Here is a 19,632-nt window from a genome sequence, read left to right as displayed (position 1 = left end):
CTATCGGCCCATTTTCGGAGTCTCATTTTACAAAATCGGAAGCTTTCGAAAATTGGACGCCGGTATAATAATGTTTCAGGATTTGCGTGGCGGTGTATCCTTCCTTCGCCATGCCTTCCGCCCCCCACTGGCTCATGCCTACGCCATGGCCGTACCCGTACGTCGTAATCAACACGTCGCTGCCGGAAGTCTTCCAACTGAATTCGCTGGAGCGCAGCCCTAGTTTTTCTCTCACTTCGCGGCCGGTGAACGTTTCGCCCCCGATCGAAATCTCTTTGATCCGATGCCCTTCGGTCGTTGATAGGATGTGGATAAAAGGCCGGTGTTCTCCCGTCGCCGAAGCCGGAACCGCCTTGTCCGCCAATCCGAGCTTGGTCAAAAAATCCTTGATGCTCATTTGAACGGTCTCTTTGTAACCCGGCGCCTGCTCGTCCCATGGACTGGCGACGCTGCGCAGGTACGGGATGCTCTGGCTCCAGTAGTCTTCGGAATTTTCGGTGTACCCGTTGCCGGTAGAGAAAAACGAAGCGGTGATCGGTTTGCCGTTATAGGTCATGATCGTGTTGCGGCTTTCTTCCACCGCCCGTTTCAGCTTCGCCAGCTCCTCGGGTTTTTCCTTCCATTTGGCCGCCAGCTCGGCCTGGGAAATGTAAGCCTGGTGGGCTACCGTATCGGTCACGTCCGCCTGCAAACCGGGAACGCCGCTTTTATCCCCGTCCGCGAGCCTGCGGACAATAAAGGTGCGGGCCGCGACCGCTTGCGCCTTAAGCGCTTCAAGGTCGAATTCGGCGGGCATTTCCGCCGCGACGACGCCAACGACGTAATCTTCGAGCGACAGCTTCTCCACCTGGCCCGTCTTCGTTAGATAAACGGACACCTGCGGCTGTGCCGTCTGCTGCGGCACAACCGGGGCGGCCGGCGCGGGAATCGGCGCCGGCGCGGGATCCGGCTTTTGGTGCGTTGCCACCACAAGCGCCGGGATGAGCAGCGCCAGCGTCAGCAGCCCGCCCGCCCACATGGCGGCGGGGCGGAGCCTGCGGGCGCTGCCCGGTCCCTGCGGCCGCCAGGCTTTGCCGCGGCCGCGCGCGGGAGGCGGCGGGGCCCATGGCCGCCGCCCGGGCTCCTGCCGGGCGCCTGCGGGCGCGCCCGGCCCTTGCCGGAGCGCTTCGCGCGGCTCCGGCATTTCCGGCGCAGCGGCCTGCGGCGGCTGCGCCTCGGGAGCCGGCAGCACCCGCAGGTGCTGCCGGGGGCTGGCGGCCGGGCTGCGCTCCCGGCAGCCCTCCTGATGTATCGCATGATCGGGCTCCGCAGCTTGGCGGCGCTGCCCGACGGAAACTCTGATTTGCGTGCGAGGATCGTTCATATTCTTTCAACCTCCATTGGTTCGGATCAACCGCTATTGGTAGAATGTCATCGGCATTCGGCTTGCGTAAGGGATTGTGGTCGGATTCCTCCAGCTATTTCGCCTCTCAACAATCCCGATACGTATAGTTATGACCCCAATTTGGATGATAGAACTCCTTTTTAAGAGAAAAGAAGATTCATATGCCCCGAACATAACGGCACGTTCATGCAGAAAACCGCAGCTTCACCCGATCGTCGCACGCATCGCATACATGGTTTCTTCCGCTTGCAGCTTCTCTTCTATATTGAAGAAACGGGAGACGAGAATTCTGCAAAACGATCGAAACGCAAAAAAGGCCGAACCCTCACGGGCCCGGCCTTCTTCCCAAAAACACGTACTTCATGTTTTGTTCCAGTCCAAGTTCTTGCTCGATTCCAGTACAATGTTATTTTTTACTTCATGAATAAGAAATAAAAACAGTTATACCCAAGTCGGCTGGACTTTGAACAGAGGAACCTCTTCTTCCAGCTCCACTTTTTTCTTGGCCGGTTCAAGCACCGGCTCGTCGACGGAAACGCGCCAAATATCGGCGCCAAGCGCAGACAGCTTCTCCGCCAGATCCACGTATCCGCGGTCAATGTGATGCGTTCCGCTTACTTCGGTCGTCCCCTCGGAAACGAGGCCCGCCAAGATAAGCGCGGCACCGGCACGCAAATCCGTTGCGCATACTTTGGCGCCTTTCAGGTTGGCTCCGCCCGTTACGATGGCCGAGCGGCCTTCAACCTTGATTTCCGCATTCATGAGCTGGAATTCGTCCACATGCATGAACCGGTTCTCGAACACCGTCTCGGTGACGACGCTCGTTCCTTCCGATTTAAGCAGCAGCGCCATCATTTGCGCCTGCATGTCGGTAGGGAATCCTGGATAAGGCAGGGTTTTGATGTCGACTGCTTTCAGCGGATGGTTCGCCGTTACGCGGATTCCGTTTTCGTCGGTTTCGATCGTGACGCCCATCTCCTCCATTTTGGAGATGACCGGACCAAGATGGTCCGCAATCGCGCCTTCCACGTACACGTCGCCGCCGGTGATCGCCGCAGCGACCATAAACGTGCCGGCTTCGATCCGGTCCGGAATGACCGTATGTTCCGTGCCGTGCAGCTTCTCGACGCCTTCGATCCGGATCACGCCCGTACCCGCGCCGCGAACTTTGGCGCCCATGCCGTTCAGGTAGTTTGCCAAATCGACAATTTCCGGCTCTTTTGCCGCATTTTCGATGATGGTTACCCCTTCCGCCAGGGTAGCTGCCATCATAATATTTTCAGTAGCGCCTACGCTTGCCACATCCAAATAGATTTTAGCCCCGCGCAGTCTGCCGTTGATTTTCGCTTCAATATAACCTTGCCCGAGACTGATCTCGGCGCCCAAAGCTTCAAATCCCTTCAAGTGCTGGTCGATCGGTCTCGTTCCAATGGCGCAGCCGCCCGGCAAGGAAATCCGCGTATGCCCCATTCTAGCAAGCAAGGGACCCATAACCAGGAAAGACGCACGCATTTTTCGCACCCATTCGTAAGGCGCTTCGCAAGAGGAAATAGCTTGGGCATCAACCCTCATTACATTGTTGTCGTATGTAATGCCTGCACCTATGGATTCCAACACTTTGCTGATTGTAATTACATCGTCAAGAGGAGGTGCGTCATGAATGACGCTTACTCCTTCTTCCCCAAGAAGAGAGGCAGCGATGATCGGAAGAACTGAATTTTTTGCTCCGCTGACTTTCACGCTTCCGGTCAGTTTATTGCCACCGCGGACGATAAATTTGCTCATCATGATTCCCTCCGCGTCCATTTTTTTCCGCAAATTCTGTATTTATTAGAAAACACATTGTGAATTCCCTAACCTCCATCTTAACACCGACCATTTCAAGGATACAAGCGTTTTTTGACGAATGAGGCCCAGAACACAGCTTGGTTTGTGTCTTAAGACCTACTTTCAATTTGGCCGAATCATTTCATGAATACGGAGGGATACCGATGTGCGCCGAATCTGCAATGTCAGACCCCGGGCAGCCGATACGAAAGGGGGGTTAGAACAAGCTATAAATCCCGTTATACTCATTGTTGACATAAAAAAATGTTATTATTCGACAAGTTTTCCGTTCATTCGACTTCCTGTCTTGCAGGATAACCTAATGGGGTTATAACCACATACCGTCAAGTTAAAACATGTATTTGATCATTTGGCTCCAGTTCAAGTAATCCAGCAGGAATTTCGCGACGAAATGTCCCAAAATAATGGCCAGCAGCAAATGCAGCAGTTTGCCTTGGGGACTCTTCGGAAACCGGATGAACAAATCCAGCTTTAAATTTTGCAGAGCCCACCAAGACAGTCCAATGCAGACCAGCGAGACAATCATCGAGATCAAGCCCGTTACGCCCAAACTGCCGACCAGGTTATTTGCAAAATTGGAATCCATGGCTACTCCACCTTTCCTGTAGGATTTGCTTCCGCAAAGGTTCGACTGAACTATTATATAATACTTGGCTTTGGTTCAAGAATCCAGCTTCAAAACCGTAATTTTTCGAAAACTTTCAATCCAAAAAAAGGAATACCTTTTTTAGATCAAAAGAGAACGGCTTTCTTTTGCTTCTCCACATTCGTCATTTCCTCGGAAATATATTTGAAAAAGGATAAAAAATCCTATATATTCGCGCTTTTCGACACAAGAGGCATCGTTTTCTCCTAAATCCAATTCCAATATGAAGTTTGCATTCTATAAATCACCAAAACAAGCAACCTCTTATTTCCGTTTTCATGTCAATCCAAGCTAAAACAGGAACATTCAGGGCGAGGCTCAAATTGGTTTTGGCACCTGAACAGGAAGAATCGGGCATATGATCCGTCTTAGACAGGCCCCATAGGCAAAGGTAAGCCCTGTTACAAACAGGCGTCCTCGATAACTTTCCCGCATATCATACGCTCCGGTCATTTAAAAACCCGCCTCAAAACCTATGAGACGGGCTGAACAGCTTATTTATTTGTTGTTGCTATGAACATTGATCCGGTTGATCGCCTTTTGCAAGGCCAATTCCGCACGGCGATAATCGATTTCGGCCTGCTTGTCGGCATTGGCCAAACGGCGTTCCGCACGTTCCTTAGCGGCTTGCGCACGCTGCAAATCGATTTCTTCGGCTGCTTCGGCACTTTCCGCCAGCACAACCACTTTGTCTTTGCGGACTTCCACAAAGCCGCCGTTCACCGCAATTTGACTGGTTTTATTGCCAGTTTTGATGGTAAGCGGAGCGACCTGAAGTGGGGTTACCATCGGAATGTGTCCCGGCAAGATGCCGAGATCGCCTTCCACACCCCGAACCGTCAGGCTTTCTACCTCTCCGGAATATGCCAAGTGATCCGGCGTCACAATTTCCAATATAAAGGTACTCACTTTCATCCCTCCTGAACAGCTCTCACCGGGAGCTTAACGCCCCCGCGCAGGACTTATTCCAGTGTTTTTGCTTTTTCTACCGCTTCTTCAATCGTTCCTACAAAGAGGAAAGCTGCTTCAGGAAGATCATCGTGTTTACCATCGAGGATTTCTTTGAAACTGCGGACCGTTTCTTTTACAGGCACGTAAGTACCCGGCATGCCGTTAAATGCTTCCGCAACGTGGAACGGTTGAGACAAGAAGCGTTGTACTTTACGGGCACGCGCTACGATCAGCTTGTCTTCTTCGCTCAATTCATCCATACCGAGGATCGCGATAATATCTTGAAGCTCGTTATAGCGGGCAAGAAGCTGCTTAACGCCTTGAGCAACGTTGTAGTGCTCTTCGCCTACGATTTCAGGCGTCAAAATCCGGGAGCTCGAAGCGAGCGGATCCACCGCCGGGTAAATACCCATCTCGGAAATTTTACGCTCCAGGTTGGTCGTTGCGTCCAAGTGGGCGAATGTCGTTGCCGGAGCCGGGTCGGTATAGTCATCCGCAGGAACGTAAATCGCCTGGATGGACGTTACGGAACCTTTTTTCGTGGATGTGATACGCTCTTGCAGCTGACCCATTTCCGTTGCCAGCGTAGGCTGGTAACCTACGGCCGAAGGCATGCGGCCGAGCAAAGCGGATACTTCGGAACCGGCCTGCGTAAAGCGGAAAATGTTGTCGATGAAGAGCAACACGTCCTTGCCTTCTTGGTCACGGAAATATTCGGCCATCGTCAAACCTGTCAACGCAACGCGAAGACGCGCGCCCGGAGGCTCGTTCATTTGTCCGAAAACCATCGCCGTTTTCGAGATAACGCCGGAATCGCTCATTTCATGGTACAAGTCGTTACCTTCACGGGTACGTTCGCCGACGCCCGCGAATACGGAAATACCGCCGTGTTCTTGCGCGATGTTGTGGATCAATTCCTGGATGGCGACGGTTTTACCTACGCCCGCGCCTCCGAAGAGACCGATCTTACCGCCTTTTTGGTAAGGAGCCAACAAGTCGATAACTTTAATCCCCGTTTCAAGCATTTCGGCTTGCGTGGACAATTCATCATATTTAGGAGCTTCACGGTGAATCGGGCTGGTCACTTCCGTAGAAACGTCTCCCGCCTCATCGATCGGCTTTCCGAGTACGTTAAATACGCGGCCAAGCGTCGCGCTTCCTACCGGCACGGTAATTGGAGCGCCAAGGTCGACGGCTTCCATGCCGCGAACCAGACCATCCGTGGAGGACATGGCGATGCAGCGTACCATGTTGTCGCCAAGATGGTTTGAAGCTTCCAGGGTCAGGTCGATTTGGCGTCCGCCAGCGACAGTGCCCTCAATTTTGATCGCATTGTAGATTTCCGGAAGTTGACCTCTTTCGAACTCGATGTCGACAACCGCACCCATAATGCTGACTACGCGTCCTTTGTTCATCTTTTTTGTTCCCTCCTACAAGTCTGCTTCTATGCAAACCTTCATCGTAAGCTGCAGGCAGCTTTACGCCAAAATCCGTTCATGGTTTGTCATTTGGTACAAAAACGTTCTACTTATGCCTGAGCGTTCGCTCCGGCCACGATCTCGGTAATCTCCTGAGTAATGGCAGCCTGACGGGCACGGTTGTACGTAAGCGTCAGTTCGTTGATCAGCTTGGTTGCGTTTTTCGTTGCAGCGCCCATCGCCGTCATTTTCGATCCGAGCTCACTCGCCTTACCGTCGAGCAGCGCGCTGAAGATCAGCGTTTCGGCATATCTTGGCAGAAGCGCCTCGAGCACGGCTTCCGGAGAAGGCTCGTATTCGTAGCTTGCCGTTACGCCGGTCGACTGCGTTTCCATGTTTTCCATCGGCAGGAGCTGATTTACTTCAGGGATTTGAGTCAGTGCGTTCACGAAACGGTTGTAGCAGATAAACAGTTCGTCGATTTTGGACTCTTCGAACTGACGTACCGCTGCATAAGCGATGGATTTGATATCCGAGAAGGAAGGCGTATCGGACAGATCCGTAACCTCCTCGACAACCGGCATTTCGCGGCGGCGGAAGTAGTCACGGCCTTTGCGCCCGATAACGAAAATCACGTATTCGTCCTTGGACTTGTGCTTCTCTTTAATCGTGGACATCACTGCTTTCAAAATGTTCGAGTTATACCCGCCGCAAAGACCGCGATCCGAGGTGATTACCAGATAACCGGTCTTTTTCACAGGGCGTTTTTCGAACATCGGATGCTTGATGCCTTTCGTACCGGAAGCGATGCTGGACACCACTTCTTTCAGCTTATCGGAGTAAGGACGGGCATGCTGCGCCATCTCCTGGGCTCTTCTCAGCTTGGAGGCGGCGACCATTTCCATCGCTTTCGTGATTTGCTTCGTACCTTGAATACTCTTGATCTGACGTTTGATTTCACGCAATCCTCTTGCCATGTTTTCACCACCTCAAAACTTTGGCGGAGCCAAAGTTACTTCGTAAGCATTTGCTTAGCTTTGGCGAAGCCAAAGCTACTTCATAAGCATAAGCTAAACTTTGGCGGAGCCAAAGTTACTTCGTAAGCATTTGCTTAGCTTTGGCGAAGCCAAAGCTAACTTCGTAAGCATAGGCTGAACTTTGGCGGAGCCAAAGTTACTTCGTAAGCATTTTGCTAGCTATAGCCAAGCCGGTCATAACAGCATTTATCCGTTTTTTGGCCCAGGACCGGAGGCTGTATTCCCGCGCCTTCGGAACCTGTGCCAAAGCATGTTCGCATTCATTGAAAAAGATGAATCCGAGCCTTGCGGCCCGGTTCATGTTATGACTTACGCCGTCACAGCAAAGCCTCTCTTGAATTTCGCGATGGCATCCTTCAAGGCTGCTTCGTTGTCAGCGACAAGATCTTTAGTGTCGCGAATGGACGCCAGAATTTCCGGATGGTTGCTTTCCAGGAACGCCAGGAATTCTTTTTCGAAGCGGCGGATGTCGCTCACCGGAATGTCGTCCAGATGGCCTCTGACAGCCGTATACAAGCTCGCTACCTGCTGCTCGACTTTGAGCGGCTGGTTAACGCCCTGCTTCAGGATTTCCATCAGTCTGGCACCGCGGTTGAGGCGGGCAAGCGTGGATTTATCCAAATCGGAACCAAATTGCGAGAACGCTTGAAGCTCACGGTATTGGGCAAGGTCGAGCTTCATACCGCCGGCAACCTTTTTCATCGCTTTGATTTGAGCGGAGCTACCTACGCGGGATACGGAGATACCCACGTTGATCGCCGGACGTTGGCCGGCATAGAAGAGCTCGGACTCCAGGAAGATCTGACCGTCCGTAATCGAGATGACGTTCGTCGGAATGTAAGCCGATACGTCGGAAGCTTGCGTTTCGATGAACGGCAGCGCGGTCAAGGAACCGCCGCCGAGCGCGTCGCTCAGCTTCGCTGCGCGTTCCAGCAAGCGGGAATGCAGGTAGAATACGTCACCAGGATAAGCTTCGCGGCCCGGAGGACGTTTGAGCAGCAAGGAAAGTTCGCGGTATGCCGCTGCTTGTTTGGACAAGTCATCATAGATGATCAGGGCATGCTCGCCTTTGTACATGAAATATTCGCCCATTGCGCAGCCGGCGTAAGGAGCGATGTACAAGAGCGGGGACGGCTCGGAAGCCGACGCCGTAACGACGATCGTGTATTCCAGGGCGCCATGGCGGCGAAGGTTTTCTACGACGTGAGCAACCGTGGATTGCTTTTGGCCGATCGCAACGTAAATACATTTTACGCCGTTGCCTTTTTGGTTGATGATCGTGTCGATCGCGATTTGCGTTTTACCGGTTTGACGGTCGCCGATGATGAGCTCGCGCTGGCCGCGGCCGATCGGTACCATGGCGTCGATCGCTTTGATACCGGTTTGCATCGGTTCATGTACCGATTTACGGTCGATAACGCCCGGAGCGTTGTTTTCTACAGGACGGAATTCGGATGCTTCGATAGGTCCTTTGCCGTCGAGAGGTTGACCAAGCGGGTTCACGACGCGTCCGAGCAGCGCTTCGCCTACGGGAACCTGCATGATGCGCCCGGTACGTTTCACTTGGTCGCCTTCTTTGATTTCCGTGTAAGGTCCGAGGATGACGACACCTACGTTGCTTTCTTCCAAGTTCAGCGCAAGGCCTACGACACCGTTCTCGAATTCCACGAGCTCGCCGGCCATGACGTTGTCGATCCCGTGAACGCGGGCAATACCGTCACTAACTTGAATAACGGTACCGACTTCGGATACCTCGATCTCTGATTTATATTGTTCAATTTGACTTTTAATCAGCGTACTGATTTCTTCAGGTCTGATACTCAAGTGTCTTCACCCCTATCTACTGTGCTAGTCTGTTAAAAGACTTTTCAAGCCGTTCCAGCTTCCCTGCCAGACTTCCGTCATACAGCTTGTCGCCGATGATGACTTTTACGCCGCCGAGCAGGCTTTTATCGATCACGTTCGTCACGCGGATTTTTTTGTTGGCCAAAGCTCCAAATTGTGCAGCAACGGTCCCTTTTTCCTGCTCACTCAGCGGATAAGTGGAGTACACTGTCGCATCCGCAATTCCGAGGCTTTCACCTTCGATCCGGATATAGCTTTCCAGAAGATCCGGGAGGATATCAGCTCTGCCCCGCTCAATGAGCAGTTCTACGGTATTGATGACCGGCTGGGATACTTTTTCTTGAAGGGCTTTTTTCAGCACATCCAGTTTTACTGTCACGGAAATGTTGGGTGTAGAGATAAACTGCTGCACGTCGTTGTCTTGCGCGATGGCTTCCACGACGGCTTTCAGCTCCTGCTCCACTTCCAGCGTCTTCTGCTGCCCTGCAGCCACTTCAAACAGCGCCTTTGCGTAACGCTTGGCTGCTATCGTTTCCCGGCTCATGGTCTGCCCCCTACCTCTTTAAGGTATTGGTCCACCAGTTCTTCCTGCACGCCTTCGCTGCTGACTTCCTTCTCAAGCAGCTTGGAAGCGATCTTCACGGAAACGGCGCCCACTTCGTTGCGCAGCTCCTGAACCGCCTTGTTTTTTTCGCTGGCGATGTCGCGGACGGCTTCTTCTTTGATGCGGGCCGCTTCTTCCTTCGCCTGCGCCATCAACTGGTCGGCCTGTTTGCTGCTCGTTTGCTTGGATTGTTCGATAATCTCGTATGCTTCCTTGCGAGCCGCCTCGAGGGCTTTCTTCTGCTCCTCTACGTAAGCGACTGCCTGATCGCGGGTTTGCGCAGCTTCGTTCATCTGCGACATCACCAGCTCACGGCGTTTTTCCATGATGGAAAAGAGCGGTCCGAAAGCATATTTGTTGAGAAGCAGGTACAAAATCACAAATGCGATCAACGCGAGTATAAAAGACGGGATGTTAATACTCAATCTTAGTCACTCCTTTCCGGTGCACGTGCACTGCCGTTCACTCTCGTTTACGAAAGACCATAATTCTCACGGCTAAAAAGAAGGCGCGGATGGCCGTGGCCTTCCCCGCCAAACCCTGCTTGTGTTAAATTAAGCTCCTGCGTAGAACAAGAACGCGAGTACGACACCGATGATTGGAAGTGCTTCGACCAGACCAACACCGATAAACATCGTCGTTTGCAGAGTGGATTTTGCTTCTGGTTGACGAGCGATCCCTTCAACCGTTTTAGATACGATCAAACCGTTACCGATACCTGCGCCAAGCGCGCCCAAACCTACTGCGATAGCAGCTGCCAAAAATGCCCAAACTCCCATTTGTAAATCCTCCTTAGAGATGTGTATTTTGTTTGTATTTATGTTGAGTTAAGTGAAGCCTTACTCCAAGCTTAACTTTGAAGCTAATGTTCGTCATGCGACTCGATCATTTGCGAGATGTACACCATCGTCAGGATCGTAAATACGAAGGCCTGGATCGCGCCGACGAAAATACTGAATCCTTGCCATACCACGAGTCCGAGCGCCGAAGCCACCCAGCCTGCCGCACCAAGCGCAGTCAGTTTCAGCAATACCGAAATGAGCACCTCGCCCGCAAAGATGTTACCGAATAGACGCATGCCCTGCGTGAGCAGTTTCGCGAACTGTTCGATGACGTTGATCGGGAAGAAGAACCAGTATGGCTGAAAATAGTGTTTGAAATAATTCTTCGTATTTTTCGTGATGCCGAGGAAATGCGACAACAGGAAAACGATCAACGCGAGCGCCATTGTCACGGAAGCGTCGGCCGTCGGGGATTTCCACCAAGCGACTCCAACTTCCTCCAGTTCCGGATTTTTCTCGAAGGCCTCTTTTACGGAGACGATCTCCTTGCCGAAAATGTGCGCATGTTCGGCGCCGTGATAGTCGGTTACGATACCAAACGGCAAGCCTAGCAAGTTCGCTACGAAGATAAACATGATGAAAGTGAGACCAAGGGACAGAAAATGCTTCCCTTTTTTCCAGTCCATCGTGCTTGAAATCAGATTTTGAACGAATTCAACTGCCCATTCCATGAAGTTTTGCAATTTGCCCGGATTTTCGACAGACAAATTTCGAGTTGCCAGTTTCGCGATGACAAACACGATCACGCATGTCACAATGAGCATGAGAACGATGGAAAGGTCAATTGGAATGCCGCCCAATTCAATAATCGGTGATTCATGCATATTTTTCTCACCCCTTTCTCAGTTGAGCAATCTACTCTTCTTTGCGAGACAATCGAATTCCTATAAATAAGAGAAGGAACTGCGATAAGATCAGGGTAGCCGCGACGGCGTACAAATTAAACGTTTCCGGCTTCTGATAGGCGAGTATGACGGCCAGCACGCTTACCGCTGCGCGGGTCAAGAACCCCATGTTCACTCTTTTGCTTTCTCCGTTTGCGACCGCATCGGTCACCTTCTGCACCTTATAGCCCAGATAGAAGCTATTCAGCAGGCTGACGGTAGCGCCAAGCACCATCCCGAGCGCAATGCTCTTGTAATCGGGAAAGAAAGCAGCACCCAAAAAGCATAGGGCAAGAAAATAAAGCGTGGTTCTGGTCAATACCCTGCGGTATTTCCATATTTCATTCATCACTTTCCCCCAGGACTGCCTTGGTGATTATAAAAACGCTTACGCCGCCGATAAGGAGTCCGAATAGAACGCCGAAAGCGATCCAAAGTCCGGGCCCTCCCAAGATCTTGTCCAGCCAGGAGCCCAAATAAAAGCCCCCTAAAGTACACGCTGCCAGATCAATTCCGATTGCGCTTGCAAGTCCGATATATTTCATTGGGGTTGCAACGTTTTTATTGGTTTTACGCGGCTTTTCAGGTTTACTCATTATAGTCCACCCTCATAATCCCTGTTCATTTTACTGAATGTCACAAGAGTTTGTCAATTGAGCGGATTAATGTCATTTTTGCCCGAAACTATGAAAATCATCACAGCAAAACGCCGCAAAACCGTGCAAACCGTACAGTTTAACTGTATGCTGTACTCTTTGCCTCAAGAATGTTGGTTCAACTTTCCTTTGTGAACATTCTGTGAAATTGTTCCGGACGTTCTTTTCGGATACCAAAATGATGCAAAATCGCTTGAACGATCCGCTCCGACGCCTTGCCGTCCCCGTAAGGATTCGCCGCCTTGCTCATCGATTCGTAAAGCGCCTGGTCGGTCAGCAGCGTTTTGGTGCGCTCGTACACTTTTTCCTCGTCCGTGCCCACCAGCTCAAGCGTTCCTGCCTCGATGCCCTCGGGACGTTCGGTCGTATCGCGGAGCACGAGAACCGGCACGCCGAAAGAAGGTGCTTCTTCCTGAAGCCCGCCCGAGTCCGTCAGGATCAGATGGGTATGAGGATAGAAGTTGTGCAGGTCCACCACGTCCAGCGGGTCGATCAGCTTGATTCGCGGATGGCCGCCAAGGATGGCGTGGGCCGGCTCCTTCACCGCGGGGCTCAGATGCACCGGATAGCAAATCGCGACGTCCTCGAATTCGTCGGCAATCCGTTTGACCGCGCGGAAAATGTTCATATGCGGTTCCCCTTGCGATTCGCGGCGGTGCGCCGTCATCAGGATCAGCCTTTTGCCTGCCGCCCATTCAAGGACCGGGTGCGTGTAATCCGGCTGTACCGTATATTGAAACACATCGGTAACGGTGTTGCCTGTGACATAAATGCTTGATTCGTTTTTGTTCTCCCGTTTCAGGTTGCCCGCGGACCAATCCGTCGGCGAAAAATGAAGATCCGCGAGGATGCCGGTCAATTGGCGGTTCATCTCTTCCGGATACGGGGAAAGCTTGTTCCAAGTCCGGAGTCCCGCCTCCACGTGCCCTACCTGGATTTTTTGCAGGAATGCCGCATAGCTGGCAAGGAAAGTCGTCATTGTGTCGCCATGCACCAGCACGATGTCGGGCTGCGCTTCGCGAAGCACGGGCTCGAGCCCCTCCAGCACGCGGATGGTAATTTCGTTCAGCGTTTGCCGGTCCTTCATGACATCGAGATCGTAATCCGGCTTGATTTTGAACACGTCAAGCACCTGATCCAGCATCTGGCGATGCTGCGCGGTCACGCATACCACCGATTCGATATGCTCGGGATGTTTTTCCAGCTCCAGAATGAGCGGAGCCATCTTGATCGCTTCCGGCCGCACGCCGAAAATCGTCATCACTTTTATTTTAGACATGAACTCTAACCTCTTTTCGCTTACTTGGTTCCGAACAGGCGGTCGCCGGCATCGCCGAGGCCCGGCACGATATATCCATGGTCGTCCAATTTTTCGTCGAGGGCCGCCACGTAAATGTCTACGTCCGGGTGAGCTTCCTGCACCGCTTTGACGCCTTCAGGGGCAGCGATCAGATTCATCATTTTGATCTGGGTGCAGCCGCGTTTTTTGAGCACGTCGATCGCCGCGATCGCGGAGCCGCCCGTTGCCAGCATCGGGTCGATGACGATCAGCTCGCGCTCCGTCACGTCGGTAGGCAGCTTGGTGTAGTATTCGACGGGCTGCAGCGTTTCGGGATCGCGGAACAAGCCGACATGGCCCACCTTCGCCGCCGGAATGAGCTTCAAAACCCCGTCAAGCATGCCAAGGCCCGCACGCAGGATCGGAATGAGCCCGAGCATGCGTCCGGCAAGCACCTTGCCGTCGACCTCGGCGACAGGCGTCTGGACCTTCACCGTTTCAAGCGGAACCTCGCGCGTAATTTCATAAGCCATCAAAGAAGCAACCTCGTCAACAAGTTCACGGAAATCTTTTGTGTTTGTCCGCACATCACGGATAAAAGTCAGCTTGTGTTGAATTAAAGGGTGATCGCAAATCACCAGTTTTCCCATTGTATTGTCCCTCCGGTAATCGTAAGTCTAAGTGCTGCCAGTGCCGGTTTGCCATGTGCAAAGACGTCTAGGTACACAAATCTTGTTTATTATATCATTCCCTGAAATGAAATTGCACCACGTTTCACATGTTTATTTTCGCCCCAAGCCGCGGAAGATTAAACCTTTTGTGACAAGGGCTGCAATCCGGAAACCGTTTGGCCGGCCGGAGGGTCTTGATGCGGCATGCATAAAAAAGGGGCCGGAGGCCAAGCCTCCAGCCCTTTCAGGTTCAAGTAGGATGCGAATTAATAGTTGAGTTCCGGGTACAGCGGATATTGGTCCGTCAATTCCTTCACCATGGCAGCCGCTTTGGACAGGACGGTTTTGTCCTGAGGCTGCTTCAGCGTCATGGCGATGATTTTGCCGATTTTCTCCATGGCGGCCTCGTCCATGCCGCGCGAAGTGGCGGCTGGCGTGCCGATCCGGATGCCGCTTGTGACGAACGGGCTGGTCGGATCGAAAGGAATCGCGTTTTTGTTCACGGTAATGCCGATGGAATCCAGCACCTTCTCGGCGTCTTTACCCGTGATGTTCACGCTGCGTGTATCCACCAGCATCAAGTGGTTGTCGGTACCGCCGGATACAATGTTCAGGCCTTCGCCGATCAGCGTTTCGGCCAAAACTTTGGCGTTTTTCACGACGTTTTGGGCATAGGTTTTGAACGAAGGATCAAGCGCTTCGCCAAGCGCCACCGCTTTGGACGCGATGACGTGCATCAAAGGACCGCCCTGGGTGCCAGGGAATACCGCTTTGTCGATGGCCTGCGCCCACGGCTGTTTGCACAAAATCATGCCGCCGCGCGGACCGCGAAGCGTTTTATGCGTCGTTGTCGTGACGAATTGGGCATGAGGCACCGGACTCGGGTGAACGCCCGCGGCGACCAGGCCGGCGATATGCGCCATGTCGACCATGAACAACGCGCCCACGTCGTTTGCGATCGAAGCGAAAGCTTCGAAATCGATCGTGCGCGGATACGCGCTGGCGCCGGCAACGATCAACCGCGGACGATGTTTGAATGCGGCTTTGCGCACTTCGTCGTAATCGATCAGGAAGTTGTCTTCGCGAACGCCGTATGCGACGAAGTTATACAGCAGGCCGGATGCGTTCACGGGGCTGCCGTGCGTCAAATGGCCGCCATGCGCCAAATTCATGCCGAGCACCGTATCGCCCGGCTTGATCGCGGCAAGGTATACCGCCATGTTCGCCTGTGCGCCGGAATGCGGCTGCACGTTGACGTGTTCGGCGCCGAACAGCTGCTTCGCGCGGTCGCGGGCGATATCCTCGACGATATCGACGCGTTCGCATCCGCCGTAATAACGTTTGCCCGGATAACCTTCCGCATATTTGTTCGTCAGAACGGAGCCCATCGCTTCCATTACCGCTTCGCTGACAATATTTTCGGAAGCGATCAGCTCGATGTTGCTGCGCTGCCGCTTCAGCTCCAAATTCATCGCATCCAATACCGCTGGGTCTGCTTTACGCAATTGATCCATCTTCTTGTTCCTCCCTTAAAATAAACTTTCCTATTTTTTTGTGCATGAACGCTGTCCAATCCCCGACGTTTAATCGCAAGCGGAGGCGTTGCCCGCATCCTGCCCGGGCGAGATGCGGTACACCGCACGCTCGCCGCCGATCAGCTTCGGCCGGGTGAAGGCGGTATTCACGCGCGCCTCCCCCACATATCGAAGCTTGGTGCGGTAAGGCACGGCCACGCGCCGCAAATGCATCCCGATCAATGTTTCTCCGATGTCGATCCCCGCATCCGCTTCGATCGTTTCGGCCAAACACGGCTCCTTCATGGAGCGGTATGCCGCGCTGGCCATGGAACCTCCGGCCTTCGGCACCGGTACGGCCGCCACTTCGGTCAGCCGCAAAGCGGCAAGAAGGGAACGCTCCACGACAAGCGCCCGGTTCAAATGCTCGCAGCACTGGAACGCAAGCTCGAAACCGAACTCGCGGCTGACTTCCCGGATGCCTTCCAGCAGCTCCTGCGCCACTTCAAGCGCCCCCGAGGTGCCGATCCGCCGGCCCGCCACTTCGCTCGTGCTGGTTCCGACCACGACGACCTTGCCGGGGCCAAGCCCGGCCGCTTCAGCCAGCTCGCGCAAAATGGCCGACACTTGCTCTTTTAGCGAAACTTCCGCCGGAATGCCTTGTTCGGAAAATTCCATGCGAATACCTCCCTAGCGCTGCAGATAACGGTCCTCGATCGCTTTGATTTTGCCGACGCGCTGCGTATGGCGCTCTCCGCTGCTGAACGGCGTATCGAGCCAGATTTTCGCGATTTCCTGCGCCAGGCCGGGGCCGATGACGCGCTCGCCCATCGCCAGCACGTTCGAATCGTTGTGCTCCCGGGTCGCTTTGGCGGAAAATACGTCATGCACCAGCGCGCAGCGAATGCCCGGAACCTTGTTGGCCGCGATGCTCATGCCGATCCCCGTACCGCAAATCAGAATGCCGCGATCAGCCTCACCCGAGGCAACCTGCTCGCATACAGGCAGGGCATAGTCCGGATAATCCACGGAGTCAGCGCAGCTGCACCCCACGTCCACGACCTCGTGGCCCATTTCCTGAATAACGGCGATGATGTCTTCTTTCAAACGCACTCCCGCGTGATCTGTTCCCACAGCAATCTTCATGTTTCGAAAAACCTCCCTGAATGTCGTGCTTTTGTGACTTCTTGTACATTATACCCTATTTCAAAGCCACAAGATGAAAATACCTTCATGGGGATGCCTGCAAAATCCTCCCTATGAATACAAAAAAGAGCAGTCCGCGGATAACCGCAGAATTGCTCTTTTGCCCAGGCGACCGGCCGTATCATCCGGTGCTCCATCGTGGTTTCATCCACAGTTGTCGCCAGTTACACCGGATCCAAGGTTTTTCACAACCATCATAAATCATTAGACGGCGAAAAGCAAGCAATTTCGGTGCTTGCTCCGCCTGCCGGAGGCGCACCGGGGAAACGTGCATCCTGGGCCGCTGTATCCCTTGAAGAGGTTCGTTGACGCGCCCCGGATCAAAACCGAAGCCGATCCCCACGCTTTGCTTACGAAGCGCGATAAGCTTCCAGCTTATCCAGCAAACGTTCGATCGCGGCCCGGATTTCTGCCGCGGCCAAATCATAATCCTCCCGGGATCCCCCGAACGGGTCGGAAATATCGAAGCTCGGCACGCGCTGCTGGATTTCGATCAAGCGTTCCCGCTCCGCATCGGTCAGCTCCTGTCCGAGCGAGCGTTTGACCTCCCAGGTCGCGTAAAGGCCGTCCAGTTCTTTCAGGTCGTTCAGCACGCCTTCGTCGTCTTCCACGTATTCCTTCAGCGTGAATACTTTGTCCGCCGCATGCGGAAAGTTGCGGATGACCTGCTGCTTATGGCTTTGGGTCAGCGTAAGGATCAAGTCGGACCAATCGACCGCTTCCGGCTTCAACGATTTCGAAGTCAGGCGGTCGCCGATCTCATGGTCGCGCAATACCGCCTCCGCATGCCGCGACATCGACATGCCGTCCATGGCCGCGACGCCGGCGGAACGGGCTTCCACGTCGATGCCGCGGTCCTTGGCCATTTTGCGGAGAAGGGCTTCCGCCATCGGGCTGCGGCACGTGTTCCCTGTACACACAAACAAGATATGCTTCACGTCTATCGCACCTCCCGGATTGTTCTTTGGCGATTATTGTATCAAAAGATAAAGGCGAGGCCAAATGCCAGCAGGATCACGCCTCCCAGCGCCTCCCCGAAATCCCCCAGGTTGCGGCTTGCCCTCCGGCCCAGCAGGAGTCCCATGACCGACATCACTCCGCCGCTGATGCCGAAGGCAAGCACGGTGACGATCAAATTGCTCTGGAACATCCCGAGCGACAGCCCGACGGAAAAGGAATCCACGCTGACGCTTAAGGCGAACAACAACATGCCCGGCAGCGACCGGTGGTCGATCATCCGGGTCTCTCCGCTTTTGAAAGAGCCGAATACCATGTGAACGCCGAGCAGGATGAGCAGTCCCCCGGCAACATAGTCGGCTACCTGTCCAAGCAGGGAGCTCATGTATTGTCCGGTATACATGCCGATCAGGGGCATCAGGATATGAAACAAGCCGATCAGCACGCTGATCTTCAGCACGTGCAGCAGGCGAATCCCTTTCATGCCGATTCCGATCCCCAGGGAAAATGCGTCCATTCCAAGTGCCGCGGCCATCATCAGGATCGCGATCAGCTGACCCAAACCGGCGGGTGTCTCCAACATTCCCATTCCTCCATGTCCGTTAGGTTCTTGTACAACCATATGCGGACAGGTGGACAATCATGACTTGTACGTTGTGGCGGCCAAGCTACCGATCGGCCCGCCCAAGCCTGACGACGTCCTGTCCCGCCGCCTTGCGGAGGCGGTTCATGATCGCCGCGCCGATGCCGTCTTCCGGGCAAGCCTCGGATAAAATAAAACCGACTCCCTCTTCGTCCATGCGGCGCAGGGCGGCATACAGGCGATGCGCAGCGGCGCTCAAATCGGACAGGCTCCCCAGCGACTCGACGCAATCGGCCTGATAGCGGCCGATATGCTCCTCGAACGCAAGGACCCCGGTCCGTTCGCCGCGGGCAGCGGCTTCCCGCAAATGGCGGGCAATCCAATCGGACACTTCGGACGCCGAAGGTCCCGTGACGATGCGGAGCGCGCCCTGGGGAGCATAATGCGTATATTTCATTCCCGGAGCTCTCGGCGCCTGGACAGGCTCGCTTCCGGACTCCGGCAGAAGCGCCGGATCCAAACGCGCCGGCGCTCCCGCCGCCTGCGACAGCTGCTCCAGCGTCACGCCGCCCGGCCGAAGGACGGTCACGATGCCGTCCTCCGCCACCTGAACGACGGTCGACTCGACGCCGACGCCGGTCGCGCCGCCGTCGACGATGCCGCCGATGGCGCCGGCAAGGTCCTCCAGCACATGGCCGGCCAGCGTCGGGCTCGGCCGTCCCGAGCGGTTCGCGCTCGGCGCCGCCACGGGACAGCCGGATTCTTCGATGAGCGCCAGCGCGACCGGATGATCCGGCATCCGAATCCCGACCGTGTCCAGTCCCGCGGTCACGCGGTGCGAAAGAGCGCCGGGCCGTACCGGCAGCACGATCGTGAGCGGTCCCGGCCAAAAGGCTTCCATCAGCCGCCGCGCCGCCGGGCTAACTTCCTTTACCAGCCCGTCCAGCTGATCCTTCCGCGATATATGTACGATCAGCGGATTATCCGACGGTCTGCCTTTCGCCCTGAATACCGCTTCAACCGCTGCCGTGGAACGGGCGTCTGCGCCAAGGCCGTATACCGTTTCGGTCGGAAAAGCGACCACGCCTCCTTCCCGAAGAATGGCCGCCGCCGGTTTAAGCGCTTCTTTCAGCCGGCCGGGCTCGGAGAGAAGCTCCGGACCGATACGCCAATAAGGCGTGGCCGATGTCCCCGAAACCGTCTCATGATCTGTTCGTTCCATGTTTATCCCTGTCTTTCTGTCTGGTGTTCATCCCAATATTTAAAAAAGACCCAAATTCGAACCACGGCTTTGCCTCAGGCTTTTC

Annotated in this window: 21 protein-coding genes and 1 riboswitch; all 21 genes read right to left on the bottom strand. The window is 54.3% G+C overall.

Annotated elements, in window-relative coordinates:
* Positions 1-22: 22 nt before the first annotated feature.
* On the bottom strand, positions 23-1,363 hold the full coding sequence (gene spoIID, locus KI367_RS11760) for a stage II sporulation protein D (RefSeq protein WP_212949802.1): 1,341 nt from the start codon (positions 1,361-1,363) through the stop codon (positions 23-25).
* Between the two features lie 462 nt (positions 1,364-1,825).
* Positions 1,826-3,169 carry a UDP-N-acetylglucosamine 1-carboxyvinyltransferase gene (murA, locus tag KI367_RS11755; RefSeq protein WP_212949800.1) on the bottom strand — a complete coding sequence of 448 codons (1,344 nt, stop codon included), beginning with the start codon at positions 3,167-3,169 and terminating at the stop codon, positions 1,826-1,828.
* Between the two features lie 391 nt (positions 3,170-3,560).
* Entirely contained in the window at positions 3,561-3,818 is a 258-nt protein-coding gene (locus tag KI367_RS11750; protein WP_036706410.1) for a DUF1146 family protein, read from the bottom strand.
* A gap of 558 nt (positions 3,819-4,376) precedes the next feature.
* Positions 4,377-4,787: a F0F1 ATP synthase subunit epsilon gene (locus KI367_RS11745; protein WP_036706408.1), complete on the bottom strand. Its 411-nt coding sequence runs from the start codon at positions 4,785-4,787 to the stop codon at positions 4,377-4,379.
* Positions 4,788-4,840: 53 nt separating this feature from the next.
* Complete coding sequence (gene atpD, locus KI367_RS11740) at positions 4,841-6,244, bottom strand: F0F1 ATP synthase subunit beta (protein ID WP_212949798.1); 1,404 nt, start codon at positions 6,242-6,244, stop codon at positions 4,841-4,843.
* A gap of 113 nt (positions 6,245-6,357) precedes the next feature.
* Entirely contained in the window at positions 6,358-7,224 is an 867-nt protein-coding gene (gene atpG / locus KI367_RS11735) for an ATP synthase F1 subunit gamma (protein WP_036706404.1), read from the bottom strand.
* Between the two features lie 369 nt (positions 7,225-7,593).
* Positions 7,594-9,108: a F0F1 ATP synthase subunit alpha gene (atpA, locus tag KI367_RS11730; protein WP_036706402.1), complete on the bottom strand. Its 1,515-nt coding sequence runs from the start codon at positions 9,106-9,108 to the stop codon at positions 7,594-7,596.
* Positions 9,109-9,124: 16 nt separating this feature from the next.
* On the bottom strand, positions 9,125-9,673 hold the full coding sequence (locus tag KI367_RS11725; RefSeq protein WP_036706400.1) for a F0F1 ATP synthase subunit delta: 549 nt from the start codon (positions 9,671-9,673) through the stop codon (positions 9,125-9,127).
* Complete coding sequence (atpF, locus tag KI367_RS11720; RefSeq protein WP_212949796.1) at positions 9,670-10,158, bottom strand: F0F1 ATP synthase subunit B; 489 nt, start codon at positions 10,156-10,158, stop codon at positions 9,670-9,672. The genes KI367_RS11725 and atpF overlap by 4 nt, the downstream gene beginning before the upstream one ends.
* 129 nt (positions 10,159-10,287) lie before the next feature.
* On the bottom strand, positions 10,288-10,512 hold the full coding sequence (gene atpE, locus KI367_RS11715; RefSeq protein ID WP_036706394.1) for a F0F1 ATP synthase subunit C: 225 nt from the start codon (positions 10,510-10,512) through the stop codon (positions 10,288-10,290).
* 83 nt (positions 10,513-10,595) lie between these two features.
* A complete protein-coding gene (gene atpB, locus KI367_RS11710) occupies positions 10,596-11,399 on the bottom strand; it encodes a F0F1 ATP synthase subunit A (protein ID WP_212949794.1) in 804 nt (267 codons plus the stop codon).
* Between the two features lie 31 nt (positions 11,400-11,430).
* Positions 11,431-11,808 (bottom strand): ATP synthase subunit I, encoded by a 378-nt coding sequence (locus KI367_RS11705; protein ID WP_212949792.1) that lies wholly within the window; start codon positions 11,806-11,808, stop codon positions 11,431-11,433.
* Positions 11,801-12,055 carry an AtpZ/AtpI family protein gene (locus KI367_RS11700; RefSeq protein WP_036706388.1) on the bottom strand — a complete coding sequence of 85 codons (255 nt, stop codon included), beginning with the start codon at positions 12,053-12,055 and terminating at the stop codon, positions 11,801-11,803. Before KI367_RS11700 ends, KI367_RS11705 begins: the two co-directional genes overlap by 8 nt.
* Before the next feature lie 178 nt (positions 12,056-12,233).
* Positions 12,234-13,394 (bottom strand): non-hydrolyzing UDP-N-acetylglucosamine 2-epimerase, encoded by a 1,161-nt coding sequence (wecB, locus tag KI367_RS11695; protein ID WP_212949791.1) that lies wholly within the window; start codon positions 13,392-13,394, stop codon positions 12,234-12,236.
* A gap of 20 nt (positions 13,395-13,414) precedes the next feature.
* On the bottom strand, positions 13,415-14,044 hold the full coding sequence (upp, locus tag KI367_RS11690) for a uracil phosphoribosyltransferase (RefSeq protein WP_036706382.1): 630 nt from the start codon (positions 14,042-14,044) through the stop codon (positions 13,415-13,417).
* Between the two features lie 287 nt (positions 14,045-14,331).
* A complete protein-coding gene (gene glyA, locus KI367_RS11685) occupies positions 14,332-15,579 on the bottom strand; it encodes a serine hydroxymethyltransferase (RefSeq protein ID WP_036706379.1) in 1,248 nt (415 codons plus the stop codon).
* 69 nt (positions 15,580-15,648) lie between these two features.
* Positions 15,649-16,257 carry a TIGR01440 family protein gene (locus tag KI367_RS11680; protein ID WP_036706377.1) on the bottom strand — a complete coding sequence of 203 codons (609 nt, stop codon included), beginning with the start codon at positions 16,255-16,257 and terminating at the stop codon, positions 15,649-15,651.
* A gap of 12 nt (positions 16,258-16,269) precedes the next feature.
* Positions 16,270-16,725 carry a ribose 5-phosphate isomerase B gene (gene rpiB, locus KI367_RS11675; RefSeq protein ID WP_036706374.1) on the bottom strand — a complete coding sequence of 152 codons (456 nt, stop codon included), beginning with the start codon at positions 16,723-16,725 and terminating at the stop codon, positions 16,270-16,272.
* 155 nt (positions 16,726-16,880) lie between these two features.
* A riboswitch (ZMP/ZTP riboswitch) is annotated at positions 16,881-16,963 on the bottom strand.
* 172 nt (positions 16,964-17,135) lie between these two features.
* Positions 17,136-17,723, bottom strand: a complete 588-nt coding sequence (locus KI367_RS11670) for a low molecular weight protein arginine phosphatase (RefSeq protein WP_036706371.1) — start codon at positions 17,721-17,723, stop codon at positions 17,136-17,138.
* 41 nt (positions 17,724-17,764) lie between these two features.
* Complete coding sequence (locus KI367_RS11665) at positions 17,765-18,325, bottom strand: manganese efflux pump MntP (RefSeq protein WP_212949789.1); 561 nt, start codon at positions 18,323-18,325, stop codon at positions 17,765-17,767.
* A gap of 85 nt (positions 18,326-18,410) precedes the next feature.
* Complete coding sequence (locus KI367_RS11660; RefSeq protein ID WP_212949787.1) at positions 18,411-19,547, bottom strand: L-threonylcarbamoyladenylate synthase; 1,137 nt, start codon at positions 19,545-19,547, stop codon at positions 18,411-18,413.
* Positions 19,548-19,632 lie beyond the last annotated feature (85 nt).

The sequence above is a fragment of the Paenibacillus cookii genome (assembly GCF_018333375.1).
In the GTDB taxonomy this organism is placed as follows: domain Bacteria; phylum Bacillota; class Bacilli; order Paenibacillales; family Paenibacillaceae; genus Paenibacillus_AQ; species Paenibacillus_AQ cookii.
The sequence above is the reverse complement of the archived record's forward strand: the minus strand, read 5'-3'. Positions and strand labels throughout refer to the sequence as shown.

Coding starts and splice junctions, on each gene's coding strand:
- spoIID (WP_212949802.1), bottom strand. CDS start 1,363: ATGAACGATCCTCGCACGCAAATCAGAGTTTCCGTCGGGCAGCGCCGC.
- murA (WP_212949800.1), bottom strand. CDS start 3,169: ATGAGCAAATTTATCGTCCGCGGTGGCAATAAACTGACCGGAAGCGTG.
- KI367_RS11750 (WP_036706410.1), bottom strand. CDS start 3,818: ATGGATTCCAATTTTGCAAATAACCTGGTCGGCAGTTTGGGCGTAACG.
- atpD (WP_212949798.1), bottom strand. CDS start 6,244: ATGAACAAAGGACGCGTAGTCAGCATTATGGGTGCGGTTGTCGACATC.
- atpG (WP_036706404.1), bottom strand. CDS start 7,224: ATGGCAAGAGGATTGCGTGAAATCAAACGTCAGATCAAGAGTATTCAA.
- KI367_RS11725 (WP_036706400.1), bottom strand. CDS start 9,673: ATGAGCCGGGAAACGATAGCAGCCAAGCGTTACGCAAAGGCGCTGTTT.
- atpE (WP_036706394.1), bottom strand. CDS start 10,512: ATGGGAGTTTGGGCATTTTTGGCAGCTGCTATCGCAGTAGGTTTGGGC.
- atpB (WP_212949794.1), bottom strand. CDS start 11,399: ATGCATGAATCACCGATTATTGAATTGGGCGGCATTCCAATTGACCTT.
- KI367_RS11705 (WP_212949792.1), bottom strand. CDS start 11,808: ATGAATGAAATATGGAAATACCGCAGGGTATTGACCAGAACCACGCTT.
- KI367_RS11700 (WP_036706388.1), bottom strand. CDS start 12,055: ATGAGTAAACCTGAAAAGCCGCGTAAAACCAATAAAAACGTTGCAACC.
- wecB (WP_212949791.1), bottom strand. CDS start 13,394: ATGTCTAAAATAAAAGTGATGACGATTTTCGGCGTGCGGCCGGAAGCG.
- upp (WP_036706382.1), bottom strand. CDS start 14,044: ATGGGAAAACTGGTGATTTGCGATCACCCTTTAATTCAACACAAGCTG.
- glyA (WP_036706379.1), bottom strand. CDS start 15,579: ATGGATCAATTGCGTAAAGCAGACCCAGCGGTATTGGATGCGATGAAT.
- KI367_RS11680 (WP_036706377.1), bottom strand. CDS start 16,257: ATGGAATTTTCCGAACAAGGCATTCCGGCGGAAGTTTCGCTAAAAGAG.
- rpiB (WP_036706374.1), bottom strand. CDS start 16,725: ATGAAGATTGCTGTGGGAACAGATCACGCGGGAGTGCGTTTGAAAGAA.
- KI367_RS11665 (WP_212949789.1), bottom strand. CDS start 18,325: ATGTTGGAGACACCCGCCGGTTTGGGTCAGCTGATCGCGATCCTGATG.
- KI367_RS11660 (WP_212949787.1), bottom strand. CDS start 19,547: ATGGAACGAACAGATCATGAGACGGTTTCGGGGACATCGGCCACGCCT.